Below are 14,112 nucleotides of genomic sequence, written 5' to 3'. Positions count from 1 at the left end.
CATGCCCACGCATCCTGCGCGCCGCACCGATTGTCACTCGTTTATCGGCGCTTGGCGTCGGACGATGAAGACGCAGGCAGCGCGGCGAGATCCTCGCTCAACTGCGCACGCAGTGTGGTGATCGCCGCGTTCGTATCGGACGGCTTCAACTCCTCGCGCGCGATGGCCTCGCGCAAGTGATGACGCAATAGCGGATCGCGCGTTTGCGACAACGTCTCGCGATAGAACGGCAACACGTTCCCGGGATGGCCGCCGATGCGGTACAGATGGGCGATCTCGTCGATCGTGCGCATGGCGGCGAATGCGGGACCGGCCGGGCCGTGTGGACCCATCGGGCCGGGACCACCCGGGCCACGCGGGCCAGCACCCGGCGGCGGGGGCGACATGTCGTTGCCTTGCGGGCCGTTTTGCGCGAGTACGGCTTGCGGCGGGGCATCGGGAGGGGCAGCGTGCGCGATGGTTGCCGTGCTGCCGGTCAGCGCGAGGGTCAATGCCGCTGCTGCAATGAGAGACTGGCGTGCAAACTTCATCCTATGGACTCCTTAGCAAAAACGTTCGCTGGAATATCGAACGCGTTCGCGAAGCGTATCTCGCGAAGCACGGCGTGTTGGTCGATGGTAACGGCATGTAAGGGGGGCATGCGTTGGCGTGCCGGGCGTGGCAGACTCTTGAACATCGAGGAATCGCTGGGCCATGCGGCTGCGTCACGGGTGGCGGGCGGCCCTGGTCGGTGACACACGAACCTGCGAGTAGGAGGCTTCATGAGTACCGAATTCGTTCGTCCGGTCGCTGTCGCGTCGCTGCGCAGTCCGCTCGACTTCTATGCCACGCTCACTCGCGTGATCGACACGCTCAAGCAGCATGGCATGACGATTTTTGCCGATATCGATCAGAGCGCGGCGGCGGCGTCCGTCGGGATGTCGCTCAGGCCGACACGCTTGCTGCTGATCGGCAACCCGAAGGGCGGCACGCCGGTCATGGTGGCCAACCCCCATGCCGGGCTGGAACTGCCACTCAAGGTGATGGTGTGGGCAGCCTCCGCCGATGAGGTGTGGGTCGACTTTCTGAACCCGGGGCCAGCATTGAGTGCGTTGTATGGCGTCGAAGCGGCGCAGGTCGCGGGCTTCGGCGGGGTGGCGAAGTTGCTGGAAGGCGCGCTCAAGGCTTAGTTGAGCGGCAGCGGTACGGGTTCAACCGACGAAACGGCACGGCCTACCTCGCGCATCGCTTTACGCGCTGCGGCGCGCGCCTTGGCTGCCGCAGGCGGCTGATGATTCCGCAAAGCCTTATGCCACGGGCGTGGGCGCGTTCGGTGCGTGTTTTAAAAAGTGCCTATACTGATCCGGCCTTTCTGTGCGCGAGCGCCGTCGTCAGGCGCGGCTGTTCCCCACAGCCGCCGGTGTGCAGGTTTGCCGGTCGCGAGCGCAGGCATTTCCCCCTAATTCCTCAGGAGTGACTCCCGTGTCGAACAGTCAATGGATCCGCGTCGAAACCGTCGACGGCACTTTCGATGCCTATCTGGCATTGCCGCCGTCGGGCAAGACGGCTAACGCGCCGGGCATCGTGCTCGTGCAAGAAATCTTCGGCGTGAACGAACACATTCGCAGCGTGGCTGACCAGTACGCCTCGGATGGCTACGTCGTCATCGCGCCGGATATCTTCTGGCGCGCCGCACCGCGCGTCGAACTGGGTTACTCGGGCGACGACATGGCCCGCGCGATGGAGCTGCGCAAGTCGGTCGACGTCGAGAAGGCGGTCGCCGACGTCGGGGCATGCGTCAAGGCGCTGCGCAGCAAGCTCGACGCGGGCGAGAAAGTCGCCGCCGTCGGTTACTGCTTCGGTGGTCTGGTGTCGTATATCGCGGCCGCGCGCGGTCTGGTCGATGCTGCGGTGCCGTACTACGGCGGCGGCATTCATAACTACCTCGGCGAAGCCCCCAACCTGAACGTGCCGACGCAATTCCACTACGGTGCGCTCGATAGCCACATCACGCCCGATATTGTGACGGCCGTCACCGAGGCCGTGAAATCGCGCCCGAACACGGAAGTTTTCGTGTATCCGCAAGCGGATCACGGCTTCAACTGCTGGGCACGCGGCTCGTACCATCAACCGTCGGCGGCGCTCGCCCATGGCCGTGCACTCGCGTTCCTGGCGAAGTGGCTGTCGAAGTAAGCACGCTCTAGCCCATGGCAGTGGCCGCCCATGATGGAGGGCGGCAATCTGCGGCAATCACCGACAATAACCAACGATAGCCGGTCAACGCCGTTGCCAAAGCGAAACAAAAAGCCCGCCCCGTTTTCACGGGCGGGCTTTTTGTTGTCAGACTGTGCTAAAAAAGCCCGTCGCCGAAGCGACGGGCAAAGTCCTGTGCGTTGAACCACTACGCACAGCGACAGGAGTCTGCGGAGGTGTCGGGTCATCGGTGAACCACCGAACCCGGCGCGGGTGACCGGAGAACACGCTGGGCGCCGCTGGATGCGGGCGCGTCGTTATGCGCAGAACGCGCGCCGCGCCGCCATCCCTTCAGAGGGACGCGCGGCGCGGCGAATTAGCTTACGAACCGAAGTAGGTCGAACCGGCGCGTTGCGAGCCGCCAACCGAGCCCATGCTGATCGGGGCGTTGCTCGAGACCGGTTGGGCGCTCGGAGCAGCCTTCGGGTACACGCTGTCGTGTTGAACCACGAGGCCAGCCTTCTGGGCTTGAATCAGTTCCTCACGAACCTGAGCACGGCTCAGGGCGCTGGTTTGCGGCACCCACGAAAATTCCGAGGGACCGTCGAAGGCGTCGCTGGCAAAGGCCGAACCGGCCGACACAGCCAGCATCGCGGAAATCAGGGCAGAGGTAATAAGAGTGCGCTTCATGATGTTTTCTCCTGTCTTTTGAAGGGGGCGATGTGTAACTCATCGTCGACAGTTACAGTCTATTGATGCGCACTCCGGTGATAAAGCCGACATTTGTCAAGCAACTCTTGTCAATTAAGAAATAATCGAAAGCGACTGAGGAGACGGCGATGCTTTACCTGTGGATCAAGGCGGTGCATCTGATTGCGGTGATTTCGTTGATTGCCGGGCTGGTGGCGATGTCGCTGGGCGGGCGGCTGGCGCAGCCCGAATGGCGGCGCATTGCGCGGCAGGCGGACTACCGATTGGCGTCGCCGGCGTTGATCGTCGTGTGGCTGAGCGGCCCGACGCTGGCCGTGATGGCGAACTGGTGGAGCGCGCCGTGGCTCATGGCAAAGCTGATCTTCGTGATTGTCGTGTCGGCGCTGCACGGGCGCTTGTCCGGCACACTGCGCCGACTGGAGCGAGATGGTGTGACGGGGCCGTCGCCCTCGCTGTTCCAGCGCGCCTTGCCTATCACCCTGATCTCGATGGCGGTGATCGTGGTGCTGGTGATCGTCAAGCCGTTCTGAGCGAACCGGCGGTGCGGGGTGCTGCGCCGCCGTAAGGCAAGCGGCTTGGAGAGCTTGGGTTGCCGGTGTTACGCTGGCGCCATCGCCTATAACGCCTAACAATGGCCCGATGCCGATCTCAAGTGCGGTAACCCTGGATGACCCAGGACACGACCGCCCCGTCGGCGCGCTGGCGAAAGATTATCCGGACGGCTTTGTCGTCACGCCCCACAGCCACCGGCGCGCGCAGTTGATGTACGCGCGTGCCGGGATCATGGAAGTGCGCACCGACACGTCGTTCTGGGTAATACCGCCGCAACGCGCGTTGTGGATTCCGGGGAATGTCACGCATGAAGTACGAATGCGGGGCAAAGTCGAAATGCGCACGCTCTACGTCGACGTAGCGCGCTGCGGAATGAGCGCACCCGAAACGGCGGTGGCGATCCGTGTCTCCCCCTTATTGCGAGAGCTGATCCTGCGCACCATGACGCTGCCCAAGGACTGGGCCGCCGACGGTAAGGACGGGCTGGTCTTCGCCTTGCTCTTGCAGGAGGTCGAGTGGAAGAGCGACTCGCCGCTGCACTTGCAGGTGCCTACCGACGCGCGGCTGCGCAAAATCTTCGATGCCTATCTGGCGACCCCGGCCGACATGAGGAGCTTGCAGGACTGGGCGGCCGAAGTCGGCGCATCGAGCCGCACGCTGGAGCGCCGGTTCATGACGGAATTCGGCTTGCCGTTTCGGGAATGGCGGCAGCACATGCGCTTGCTTGGCGCGCTGCCGCTGCTGGGGGCCGGGCGACCCATTACGCAGGTGGCGCTCGAGGTCGGTTACGACACGCCGAGCGCTTTTTCCACCATGTTCCGCCGGCTTATGGGCGTGACGCCAAGCGAGTACCTGTCGCGCGACCAGCACCCGGATTGAGCCAGTGCATGGCTTCCCACATATCGTCATAGACCGGCACGCCTTCGGCGTAGAGCGGGGAGCGTTGACGCTTCGAGCCAATGCCCACGAAGTCGATGCCGAGCGTGCGCGCCACCTTCAGATCCCACATGCCGTCGCCGATCGACACGATCGCGCGCGGCTTCGCGATGCCGTAACCCGCCTGCGCCCGCTTGATGGCCTCGCTCACGAGTTGTTCTCGTGAACTGTACTCGGAGGCGGTGATCAGCATGGCGTCGGTGTAATCGATCGCCACGCAGCGCAGTTTGCGATGACTGACCTGCCGGATGCCGCCGGTGGCGAACACCACGCCCCAGCGCGAGCGGTGCGCCGCTTCGACAAAGGCGCGCGCGCCCGGAATTTCCGCCAGTCCATGGGCATTGAGCAGCGCGGTGAAACGCTCATCGATCTCGTGCTCGAAGCGCGCGAGGTCGTGCGGTTGCGGCAGCGCGCGGCCATTCTCGGCGTGGGCGTGGATCAGAATCCCGGTATCGGTGTGATGCGGGTAGCTGCCCCAGTCGGTATTCAATTCCTCGAACGCCAGCGATTCCATCGCACCCAGCAACGCCCGTTGGTGAATGCGCACCGAGTCCGTGAGCGTGCCGTCGACGTCGAGAACCAGAATGCTGTCTTTTTCGAAACTCGCCTGCATGGAAGGTATGGGAGTAGGGGGGGAGAAGTGATAACAGACGAAGTCTCGGAGTGTACGAATTCGCGGCACCAAATAAAACGCGTCGGGTGACAGCGGATACGCCGTTTGCGACACACTCGGCTACGGTATTTGAGAGGTTGATGCGCATCAAGGGGGCGCGAGGCCCGGGTGCCGCTTTTTTTATGCATCTTTTGCGCGGCATCGGCCGGGCCTACGCCGCAGATTTAGCCCATCGGCATGCGCCGGAACAAATCCTGGGCGCGCGATAGCCGCCGGGTCGGTGTCTCGCAGGATGGCTGCCGGACGTCGGCGTGAGAGTTGCGGGCCGCTTGCTCACGCGTCTTGCCGTACGCGAAGTCCCAATAGCGCTGGTGACCTTCGTGGAGCCATTCCGACAAGGTGTGCACGAGATCGTTGCCCGCCGGCAGTTTCTGCATATGGATGCGGCTCACGAGGTAGTACTCGGGAATCTCGCCGAATAGGTGGGCGAGATGCAGGCCCGTATAGGTGATGGGGTCGTGTCGCACGCGTTTTATCGTCGCCTGGGCGCCGAGTGAGACAACGAGTGTGCGCAGACCGCCGTTTTCGTCGGCCGCACGGATGAAGGCGCCGAGTGTGGCGTCGCTGGTGAGCGCGTCGCCGGTCGGTACTGCCACATCGCGGTCGGGGATGCGCAGGAATAGATTATTTCGTTGGGCCTCCTGAGCACCACGGACGACGCGCTGAAATGTCAGACGTGGGACTTCGATGTGGACGTGCCCGTCACGCAACGCGGCGCGCACCCGCGGGGGCAGTTGCTCAATGCGCTCGCGCAAGCGATCGCCGATGGCGTCGACCGAGTATTTGCCCTGCGATTCGCTGGTGAAGCGGGCCTTAAAGCCAGCTTCGAGCGCGTCGCCGTCACGCTGGCTGGCCGACAACGCCGCCTGAAGGCCGTCGGGCACCGAACGCTTACAACCGCGCCGCATCAACTCGCTGACACGAACGTAGGTGCGTTCTCCGGGGGGCACGTCGAGCAGGCAATCGCCGCTATCCATGTAGCTGCCCTCGACGCAGACGGGACGTACGTCTGCCAGCTGTTCGTTGAGGTAGGTGGCGCGCGTGGTCGGCGGACGAGACCAGTCGTATTGCGGCGGGGCGGCGGTGGAGGGGGTGGGGTGTGAAGTGGGCGGGCCGGAAGACCCGGTCGATCCGGTAGTGCCGCCCGTCGACGACGACGTTGGCGTCGCGAAAGGTTCGGGGTCGGGCGCCGGTGCGGTAGCACCACTGACAAACGCATCGGCAAAATCGTAGGCAGGTGCCGCCTTGTTCGGCAATCCCGTTGTCGCGGCCAGTGCCGCCGTCAGCCATTTTCCAATGTGCATATCGGTCACTTTGAATGAGCGCCACGGGCCCATCCCGTGGCGCTACGCAGTGTTGCCAATAGCGCAGATTGCGTTTGTCGAGTTCGTTCGCGACGCTTGCGGATCGCGATGTGTATCGTCTTCTTTAGGTGAATGTCGACGATACCGGTCCAGACAGGCGTATGTGGCTTGACGAGTCGCACCTGCGTCGCCGCAGGGCGCGGTGGTGTCAGACGACAGCGGTGTGGATGCTCGGCGGCGCTTCGCCCAACAGCGTTTTCAGCCGCCTGAGGGCGCTGCCGAGGCGCTCCGGGTCACGCACACCGCCCAGCGAGATCCGGATCGCATTGGGCGCTTCGGGGCTCAGGCAGAACGCATCGGCTGGCGTGACGGCGAGACCTTCGGCGCGGGCTGCCATCGTCAGTTCTCGGGCGGTCCACGGCGCCGGCAGCGACTGCCACAGGTGGATCCCCTGCTCGGGCGTCGCACCCACTTCCCCCAGTACCTCGGCAGCAATCGCCTGGCGCTGTGCGGCGGCGCTTCGTACACCGGCCAGAATGCGGTCGGCCATGCCGTTGTGAATCCACTGCGTCGCTAACCCCGTCATCAGCGGCGGGGCCATCAGCGCAAAGGCGTTGAGCGTACTGAGGAACACGTCGCGCCGCCGGATGTCGGGCAGTCGCAGGTAAGCGGTGCGCAATCCCGGCGTGAGGCATTTCGACAACGTGGCGATGTAGTGCACGCGGTGCGGCGCGAGTCGCGCGAGCGGCGGCGGTGCCCGGTGCGCAAGGCGCCAGTACGGATCGTCTTCGATGATCGTCAGATTCAACGTCTCGGCAACACTGAGCAGTTGGCGCCGGCGCGTTTCCGGCATGGTTCGCGTGGTTGGGTTTTGTAGCGTGGGATTCAGGTAGACGACGCGGGCGCCATGCTCGCGCACGGCGACGGACAGGGCGTCGGGCAGCATGCCGTCGCTGTCGGTGGGTACGGCGACGAGCTTGCGTTCCAGCGTGCGGGCGGCGCTGCGAATGCCCGGGTAGACGATGGGCTCGCACAGAATCGTCTCGTCTCGCGAGGTTTCGGTGAGCATCAGCGCGGCCAGTGTGGCTTGTGCGCCCGGGCACACGCAGACTTGTGAGGCATCCAATTCGCCGAGCATGGGGGCCAGCCAAAGCGCGCCCGCCTGCCGGTCGGCAATGCCCCCGTCGCCGAGTTGATACGCCATAAGCATTGAGGCATCGGTGTGCTTGAGCACCTCGTCGATGCCCTGCTGGAGCAACTCCCCGAGAAATAGGTCGGCCGGGGCGGGCGGGATGTTCATGCCGAGATCGAGCACCTGCTCGAATGTCACGCGCGGTGTACTGACGAACGTGCCCAACGGCCCGCGTCCCTCGATCGCATTACGCTCGCGCGCCCGGTTATAAGCCCGGGTGACGGTGGTGAAGTCGATGCCGAGCCACGTCGCGAGCTCGCGTTGGGCGGGCAGTCGGTCGCCCGGACGCAAGCGCCCGTCGGCCACCGCCTGCTCGATGAAGCTGGCCAGACGAAGATAGCGCGGACCTTTGCCAGCGGTCAGTGCCGGTTTCCAGAAGGTGGCGCGCAGGGTGTCGTGGGAGGCGTCCATGGTTGATGTCGGTAGCATGTATGGAAATTTATCGCCGATCGGTGTCGTAATGCAGTCTAGTCTGCATACATGTCCGTCGCAATGCTTGCGTTCTGCTGTCGTCGGCGGGCAGCACGGTTCGCATGCCGGCGGATTCGACGTGAAGCGATCCCAACGAGCCGTTAACAATCAACGACTTACCTGCGGAAAACGCTCGCGACTGCGTTGACACTTGCATAGGTCCCATGTATAGTCGCAGGCTCCGGTTTTTCCGGCGGTAGGCGCGTGCCCAACCCAAAATGCTTACGCATCAAGCGGTTAGGTGCGGGTAATCCGCAAGGTTGGCCGGGGAGTGCGCAGTAAATCTGCATGGTGGCCCGCCTTGGCTGTCATGCTTTTGACACATTTAGGAAATCACAATGCCAACGATTAACCAATTGGTCCGCAAGCCGCGCACCTCTGCTCAAATCAAGAGCAAGAGCCCGGCCCTGCAGGACTGCCCGCAGCGTCGCGGCGTGTGCACCCGTGTGTACACCACGACGCCGAAGAAGCCTAACTCCGCTCTGCGTAAGGTTGCCAAGGTGCGCCTGACTAACGGTTTCGAGGTCATCTCGTACATCGGCGGTGAAGGCCACAACCTGCAGGAACACTCGGTCGTGCTGATCCGCGGCGGTCGTGTGAAAGACTTGCCGGGTGTGCGTTACCACATGGTGCGCGGTAGCCTCGACACGCAAGGCGTCAAGGACCGTAAGCAAGCCCGTTCGAAGTACGGCGCGAAGCGTCCGAAGGCCTAAGCGGCCATACGGACATACGTTCGGTGATGGTGGTGCATCGTCACTGAGTAAGTGGTCACTCGGCCCAAGAAGGGCTAGTAGGTGGCCTGGAGCCTGGCTCCGACTGAATCAATTAAGGAAGAAATTATGCCGCGTCGCCGCGAAGTCCCCAAGCGCGAAGTGTTGCCCGATCCGAAGTTCGGCAACGTTGATGTCGCTAAATTCATGAACGTGTTGATGCTTGCCGGCAAGAAGTCGGTTGCAGAACGCATCGTTTATGGTGCTTTCGAGCAGATCCAAACCAAGGCGGGCAAGGATCCGCTGGAAGTCTTCAACACCGCTCTCGGTAACGTGAAGCCGGTGGTTGAAGTCAAGAGCCGCCGTGTTGGCGGTGCAAACTATCAAGTTCCGGTCGAAGTGCGTCCGTCGCGTCGTATGGCATTGGCGATGCGTTGGTTGCGTGAGGCCGCGAAGAAGCGTAGCGAAAAGTCGATGGCTCTGCGTCTGGCAGGTGAGCTGATCGAAGCCTCGGAAGGCCGTGGCGGCGCCATGAAGAAGCGTGACGAAGTTCACCGCATGGCCGAAGCCAACAAGGCTTTCTCGCACTTCCGCTTCTGACGCTGGCAGGCAGTACCTAGAGCAGAAACCGGGGCGGGTGCGCATGAGAAATTGCGCCTCGCCCGTTTGTGTTAGTAGCCCCCTCAAAAATGGCGGCTACATTGAAAGAGGCTTAAAGTGGCTCGTACAACCCCTATCGAGCGCTACCGCAACATCGGTATTAGCGCTCACATCGACGCAGGTAAAACCACGACGACCGAGCGCATTTTGTTCTACACCGGTGTGAACCACAAAATCGGTGAAGTGCACGATGGCGCCGCGACGATGGACTGGATGGAGCAGGAACAAGAGCGTGGCATCACGATTACGTCGGCTGCCACGACCTGCTTCTGGTCCGGCATGGCGAACAATTACCAAAAGCACCGCATCAACATCATCGACACCCCGGGTCACGTCGACTTCACGATTGAAGTCGAGCGCTCGATGCGTGTTCTCGATGGCGCGTGCATGGTGTATTGCGCTGTGGGTGGCGTGCAGCCCCAGTCGGAAACCGTGTGGCGTCAGGCCAACAAGTACGGCGTGCCGCGTCTGGCGTTCGTCAACAAGATGGACCGTACCGGCGCGAACTTCTTCAAGGTCTATGACCAACTGAAGAACCGCCTGAAGGCCAACCCGGTGCCGGTGGTGGTGCCGATCGGCGCTGAAGAAAACTTCAAGGGCGTGGTCGACCTCATCAAGATGAAGGCGATCATTTGGGACGAAGCATCGCAAGGCATGAAGTTCGACTACGTCGACATTCCGGCCGAGCTCGAAGCTGAAGCCAAGAAGTGGCGCGAAGGCATGGTGGAAGCCGCTGCCGAGTCGAGCGAAGACCTGATGAACAAGTACCTGGAAGAGGGCGACCTCTCCGAGGCTGAAATCATCAACGGTCTGCGCACGCGTACCATCGCTTGCGAAATTCAGCCGATGCTGTGCGGTACCGCGTTCAAGAACAAGGGTGTGCAGCGTATGCTGGACGCCGTGATCGACTTCCTGCCGTCGCCGATCGACATTCCGCCGGTCAAGGGCACGGACGACAAGGAACAGCCGGTCGAGCGCCGCGCAGCCGACGACGAGAAGTTCTCGTCGCTGGCGTTCAAGATCATGACCGACCCGTTCGTTGGCCAGTTGATCTTCTTCCGCGTCTACTCGGGCGTTGTGAACAAGGGCGACACGCTGCTGAACTCGGTCAAGGGCAAGAAGGAACGTCTGGGCCGTATCGTGCAGATGCACGCGAACCAGCGCGAAGAAATCGACGAAGTGCGTGCAGGCGACATCGCCGCAGCCGTCGGTTTGAAGGACGCGACCACGGGTGACACGCTGTGCGACCCGACCGCCCCGATCGTGCTCGAGCGCATGGTGTTCCCGGAGCCGGTGATTTCGCAGGCTGTCGAGCCGAAGACCAAGGTCGACCAGGAAAAGATGGGCCTCGCCCTGAACCGCCTGGCGCAGGAAGACCCGTCGTTCCGCGTGCAGACCGATGAAGAATCGGGTCAGACCATCATTTCGGGTATGGGCGAGCTCCACCTCGAAATTCTGGTTGACCGTATGAAGCGCGAATTCGGCGTGGAAGCCAACATCGGCGCACCGCAAGTTGCCTACCGCGAAACCATTCGCAAGTCGGCAGCGGACGTCGAAGGCAAGTTCGTCAAGCAGTCGGGCGGTCGCGGCCAATTCGGTCACGCGGTCATCACGCTGGAGCCGAACGAGCAAGGCAAGGGCTACGAGTTCTTCGACGAGATCAAGGGTGGTGTTATTCCTCGCGAATACATCCCGGCGGTCGACAAGGGTATTCAAGACACCCTCAAGAACGGTGTTCTGGCCGGCTTCCCGGTGGTCGACGTCAAGGTTCGCCTGACGTTCGGTTCGTACCACGATGTGGACTCGAACGAAAACGCGTTCCGTATGGCCGGTTCGATGGCTTTCAAGGAAGCTATGCGTCGCGCCAGCCCGGTGATTCTCGAGCCGATGATGGCTGTTGAAGTCGAAACGCCGGAAGACTACATGGGTAACGTGATGGGCGACTTGTCGTCGCGTCGCGGCATTATCCAGGGCATGGATGACATGGTCGGCGGCGGCAAGATCGTGCGCGCTGAAGTTCCGCTGTCGGAAATGTTCGGCTACTCGACCTCGCTGCGTTCGGCCACGCAAGGCCGCGCCACGTACACGATGGAGTTCAAGCACTACGCTGAAGCTCCGAAGAACGTGAGCGAAGGCATCATCAGCGCCAAGAGCAAGTAAATTCGTTTTGAAGGGCGTCTGCATCATGTGATGCAGCGCCCGTCTCTCTGTTTAAATCGTCTATTCAGTATCTGAGGATTCGGAAATGGCAAAGGAAAAATTCGAGCGGACTAAGCCGCACGTGAACGTCGGCACCATCGGTCACGTTGACCATGGCAAGACCACCCTGACGGCCGCTATCGCAACGGTTCTGTCGTCGAAGTTCGGCGGCCAGGCTAAGAAGTACGACGAAATCGACGCAGCGCCGGAAGAAAAGGCACGCGGCATTACGATTAACACCGCACACATCGAGTACGAAACGGCGAACCGCCACTACGCACACGTTGACTGCCCGGGCCACGCCGACTACGTCAAGAACATGATTACCGGTGCTGCGCAGATGGACGGCGCAATTCTGGTTTGCTCGGCCGCAGACGGTCCGATGCCGCAAACGCGTGAGCACATCCTGTTGGCCCGCCAAGTTGGCGTGCCGTACATCATCGTGTTCCTGAACAAGTGCGACATGGTGGACGACGCCGAGCTGCTCGAGCTGGTGGAAATGGAAGTTCGCGAACTTCTGACGAAGTACGAATTCCCGGGCGACGATCTGCCGATCATCAAGGGTTCGGCCAAGCTGGCGCTGGAAGGCGACAAGGGCGAACTGGGTGAAGCCGCGATCATGGCTCTGGCCGAAGCGCTGGACACGTACATCCCGACGCCGGAGCGCGCGATCGACAAGGCATTCCTGATGCCGGTCGAAGACGTGTTCTCGATCTCGGGTCGCGGTACGGTTGTGACGGGTCGTGTTGAGTCGGGCGTGATCAAGGTCGGCGAAGAAATCGAAATCGTGGGTATCGTGCCGACGGTCAAGACGATTTGCACGGGCGTTGAAATGTTCCGCAAGCTGCTCGACCAAGGTCAAGCAGGCGACAACGTGGGTATTCTGCTGCGCGGCACGAAGCGTGAAGACGTCCAGCGTGGTCAAGTTCTGGCCAAGCCGGGCTCGATCAAGCCGCACACGGAGTTCACGGGTGAGGTGTACATCTTGTCGAAGGACGAAGGTGGTCGTCACACGCCGTTCTTCAACAACTACCGTCCGCAGTTCTACTTCCGTACGACGGACGTGACCGGTTCGATCAGCCTGCCGGAAGGTAAGGAAATGGTCATGCCGGGCGACAACGTGTCGATCTCGGTCAAGCTGATCGCTCCGATCGCCATGACCGAAGGTCTGCGCTTCGCAATTCGCGAAGGTGGCCGTACCGTCGGCGCCGGCGTGGTTGCTACGATCGTTGCCTAATAGCGGATTTTGAGGTGGCAAGGGCCGGCTGGTCCGGTACTTGCCACCGAACGTCTGTTTGCTCTTTGTGAAGTACCCGGCACCCGAACGAGGGCTGCCACGCTCTTTGGAGAATTTCCATGCAGAACCAAAAAATCCGTATCCGCCTGAAGGCTTTCGACTACCGCCTGATCGATCAATCGGCAGCCGAAATCGTTGAAACCGCCAAGCGTACCGGCGCCATCGTCAAGGGCCCGGTGCCCCTGCCGACGCGCATCGAGCGTTTCGACATCCTGCGCTCGCCGCACGTCAACAAGACGTCGCGCGACCAGCTCGAAATCCGCACGCACCAACGCCTGATGGACATCGTCGATCCGACGGACAAGACGGTTGACGCGCTGATGAAGCTCGATCTGCCGGCTGGTGTCGATGTCGAGATCAAGCTGCAGTAAGGCTTGCGAGCGACTTTGCTCTTGAAAGCCCCGCCAATGCTGGATCCGGCGGGGCTTTTGTTATGCGATTTAGCAACACTTGTCAAGCGATAAAAGCTCGTCTATAATGGCGGACTCAAGTGTAGTTTTGAAAAGATGGTCCACATCCGTGGTCCATCCTTTTGTCATTTAGCCCCGGCCAATCGCAGTCGGGAATGGAGAAAATCATGAGCCTTGGCCTTGTCGGTCGCAAGGTTGGCATGACGCGTATTTTCACGGACGACGGCGATTCGATTCCCGTTACCGTGCTCGACGTGTCTAACAACCGTGTGACGCAAATCAAGACGGATGAAACGGACGGCTACACCGCCGTTCAAGTCACTTTCGGTAAGCGCCGCGCCACGCGCGTGGTCAAAGCCGCCGCCGGTCACTTCGCGAAAGCGGGTGTCGAAGCCGGTGAAATCCTCAAGGAATTCCGCGTCGATGCTGCTAAAGCTGCTGAATTGCAGCCGGGCGCAGTCGTTGGCGTTGATCTGTTCCAAGTAGGCCAGAAGGTCGACGTGCAAGGCGTGTCGATCGGTAAGGGCTACGCCGGTACGATCAAGCGTTACAACTTCGCTTCGGGCCGTGCCTCGCACGGTAACTCGCGTTCGCACAACGTTCCGGGTTCGATCGGTATGGCGCAAGATCCGGGTCGTGTTTTCCCGGGTAAGCGCATGACGGGTCACCTGGGTGACGTCACGACGACGGTGCAGAATCTCGAAATCGCGCGCATTGACGCTGAGCGTAACCTGATCTTCGTGAAGGGTGCTGTTCCTGGCGCCAACGAAGGCAAGGTTTTCGTGACCTCGGCAGTCAAGGCCAAACTCGCGAAGGGAGCGTAAC

15 protein-coding genes are annotated in these 14,112 nt (G+C 61.7%); 10 read left to right on the top strand and 5 right to left on the bottom strand.

Features of this window, described 5'->3' with window-relative positions:
* Window positions 1–41: 41 nt before the first annotated feature.
* On the bottom strand, window positions 42–530 hold the full coding sequence (locus ACPWR9_RS24130; protein WP_426301381.1) for a hypothetical protein: 489 nt from the start codon (window positions 528–530) through the stop codon (window positions 42–44).
* Window positions 531–761: 231 nt separating this feature from the next.
* On the opposite strand from ACPWR9_RS24130, the gene ACPWR9_RS24125 reads away from it, so the two are divergent.
* Both ACPWR9_RS24125 and ACPWR9_RS24120 read left to right on the top strand, forming a co-directional pair.
* Window positions 762–1,169, top strand: coding sequence for a DUF302 domain-containing protein (locus ACPWR9_RS24125; protein WP_426301379.1), 408 nt, complete (start codon window positions 762–764; stop codon window positions 1,167–1,169).
* A gap of 283 nt (window positions 1,170–1,452) precedes the next feature.
* Window positions 1,453–2,172 carry a dienelactone hydrolase family protein gene (locus ACPWR9_RS24120; RefSeq protein WP_426301377.1) on the top strand — a complete coding sequence of 240 codons (720 nt, stop codon included), beginning with the start codon at window positions 1,453–1,455 and terminating at the stop codon, window positions 2,170–2,172.
* 381 nt (window positions 2,173–2,553) lie between these two features.
* On the opposite strand, the gene ACPWR9_RS24115 is transcribed toward ACPWR9_RS24120, so the two are convergent.
* Complete coding sequence (locus ACPWR9_RS24115; RefSeq protein ID WP_426301375.1) at window positions 2,554–2,862, bottom strand: DUF4148 domain-containing protein; 309 nt, start codon at window positions 2,860–2,862, stop codon at window positions 2,554–2,556.
* A 149-nt stretch (window positions 2,863–3,011) separates the two neighbouring features.
* On the opposite strand from ACPWR9_RS24115, the gene ACPWR9_RS24110 reads away from it, so the two are divergent.
* A complete protein-coding gene (locus ACPWR9_RS24110; RefSeq protein WP_426301373.1) occupies window positions 3,012–3,413 on the top strand; it encodes a CopD family protein in 402 nt (133 codons plus the stop codon).
* 109 nt (window positions 3,414–3,522) lie between these two features.
* Complete coding sequence (locus ACPWR9_RS24105) at window positions 3,523–4,314, top strand: AraC family transcriptional regulator (RefSeq protein ID WP_426301371.1); 792 nt, start codon at window positions 3,523–3,525, stop codon at window positions 4,312–4,314.
* On the opposite strand, the gene ACPWR9_RS24100 is transcribed toward ACPWR9_RS24105, so the two are convergent.
* The 3 genes from ACPWR9_RS24100 to ACPWR9_RS24090 form a co-directional block, all read right to left on the bottom strand.
* Window positions 4,262–4,984 (bottom strand): HAD family hydrolase, encoded by a 723-nt coding sequence (locus tag ACPWR9_RS24100; RefSeq protein WP_426301369.1) that lies wholly within the window; start codon window positions 4,982–4,984, stop codon window positions 4,262–4,264. The genes ACPWR9_RS24105 and ACPWR9_RS24100 overlap by 53 nt on opposite strands.
* Before the next feature lie 224 nt (window positions 4,985–5,208).
* The gene (locus tag ACPWR9_RS24095; protein WP_426301367.1) at window positions 5,209–6,381 is read right to left on the bottom strand and encodes a hypothetical protein; all 1,173 of its coding nucleotides are present in this window, start codon (window positions 6,379–6,381) and stop codon (window positions 5,209–5,211) included.
* Between the two features lie 175 nt (window positions 6,382–6,556).
* On the bottom strand, window positions 6,557–7,951 hold the full coding sequence (locus ACPWR9_RS24090; protein ID WP_426301365.1) for a PLP-dependent aminotransferase family protein: 1,395 nt from the start codon (window positions 7,949–7,951) through the stop codon (window positions 6,557–6,559).
* Between the two features lie 398 nt (window positions 7,952–8,349).
* On the opposite strand from ACPWR9_RS24090, the gene rpsL reads away from it, so the two are divergent.
* From rpsL to rplC, 6 genes are all read left to right on the top strand, one after another.
* Window positions 8,350–8,724 (top strand): 30S ribosomal protein S12, encoded by a 375-nt coding sequence (rpsL, locus tag ACPWR9_RS24085; protein ID WP_010804142.1) that lies wholly within the window; start codon window positions 8,350–8,352, stop codon window positions 8,722–8,724.
* A 126-nt stretch (window positions 8,725–8,850) separates the two neighbouring features.
* Complete coding sequence (gene rpsG, locus ACPWR9_RS24080) at window positions 8,851–9,321, top strand: 30S ribosomal protein S7 (RefSeq protein ID WP_010804141.1); 471 nt, start codon at window positions 8,851–8,853, stop codon at window positions 9,319–9,321.
* Between the two features lie 117 nt (window positions 9,322–9,438).
* Window positions 9,439–11,541, top strand: coding sequence for an elongation factor G (gene fusA, locus ACPWR9_RS24075; RefSeq protein ID WP_426301363.1), 2,103 nt, complete (start codon window positions 9,439–9,441; stop codon window positions 11,539–11,541).
* An 85-nt stretch (window positions 11,542–11,626) separates the two neighbouring features.
* Window positions 11,627–12,817, top strand: coding sequence for an elongation factor Tu (gene tuf, locus ACPWR9_RS24070; RefSeq protein ID WP_426301361.1), 1,191 nt, complete (start codon window positions 11,627–11,629; stop codon window positions 12,815–12,817).
* Between the two features lie 119 nt (window positions 12,818–12,936).
* A complete protein-coding gene (gene rpsJ / locus ACPWR9_RS24065) occupies window positions 12,937–13,248 on the top strand; it encodes a 30S ribosomal protein S10 (protein WP_010804138.1) in 312 nt (103 codons plus the stop codon).
* 206 nt (window positions 13,249–13,454) lie between these two features.
* Entirely contained in the window at window positions 13,455–14,111 is a 657-nt protein-coding gene (gene rplC / locus ACPWR9_RS24060; RefSeq protein ID WP_150682368.1) for a 50S ribosomal protein L3, read from the top strand.
* The last annotated feature ends 1 nt before the right edge of the window (window position 14,112 follow it).

It is taken from the genome of Pandoraea pneumonica (assembly GCF_049918595.1).
In the GTDB taxonomy this organism is placed as follows: Bacteria; Pseudomonadota; Gammaproteobacteria; order Burkholderiales; family Burkholderiaceae; genus Pandoraea; species Pandoraea pneumonica_A.
This window is presented reverse-complemented; position numbering and strand designations above follow the sequence as displayed.

What these genes read in the sequence shown, in the direction of transcription:
- rpsG (WP_010804141.1), top strand. Translation starts at nt 8,851, where the DNA reads ATGCCGCGTCGCCGCGAAGTCCCCAAGCGCGAAGTGTTGCCCGATCCG.
- rpsL (WP_010804142.1), top strand. Translation starts at nt 8,350, where the DNA reads ATGCCAACGATTAACCAATTGGTCCGCAAGCCGCGCACCTCTGCTCAA.
- ACPWR9_RS24115 (WP_426301375.1), bottom strand. Translation starts at nt 2,862, where the DNA reads ATGAAGCGCACTCTTATTACCTCTGCCCTGATTTCCGCGATGCTGGCT.
- ACPWR9_RS24090 (WP_426301365.1), bottom strand. Translation starts at nt 7,951, where the DNA reads ATGGACGCCTCCCACGACACCCTGCGCGCCACCTTCTGGAAACCGGCA.
- rplC (WP_150682368.1), top strand. Translation starts at nt 13,455, where the DNA reads ATGAGCCTTGGCCTTGTCGGTCGCAAGGTTGGCATGACGCGTATTTTC.
- tuf (WP_426301361.1), top strand. Translation starts at nt 11,627, where the DNA reads ATGGCAAAGGAAAAATTCGAGCGGACTAAGCCGCACGTGAACGTCGGC.
- ACPWR9_RS24125 (WP_426301379.1), top strand. Translation starts at nt 762, where the DNA reads ATGAGTACCGAATTCGTTCGTCCGGTCGCTGTCGCGTCGCTGCGCAGT.
- ACPWR9_RS24110 (WP_426301373.1), top strand. Translation starts at nt 3,012, where the DNA reads ATGCTTTACCTGTGGATCAAGGCGGTGCATCTGATTGCGGTGATTTCG.
- ACPWR9_RS24095 (WP_426301367.1), bottom strand. Translation starts at nt 6,381, where the DNA reads ATGGGCCCGTGGCGCTCATTCAAAGTGACCGATATGCACATTGGAAAA.
- rpsJ (WP_010804138.1), top strand. Translation starts at nt 12,937, where the DNA reads ATGCAGAACCAAAAAATCCGTATCCGCCTGAAGGCTTTCGACTACCGC.
- ACPWR9_RS24100 (WP_426301369.1), bottom strand. Translation starts at nt 4,984, where the DNA reads ATGCAGGCGAGTTTCGAAAAAGACAGCATTCTGGTTCTCGACGTCGAC.
- ACPWR9_RS24130 (WP_426301381.1), bottom strand. Translation starts at nt 530, where the DNA reads ATGAAGTTTGCACGCCAGTCTCTCATTGCAGCAGCGGCATTGACCCTC.
- ACPWR9_RS24105 (WP_426301371.1), top strand. Translation starts at nt 3,523, where the DNA reads ATGCCGATCTCAAGTGCGGTAACCCTGGATGACCCAGGACACGACCGC.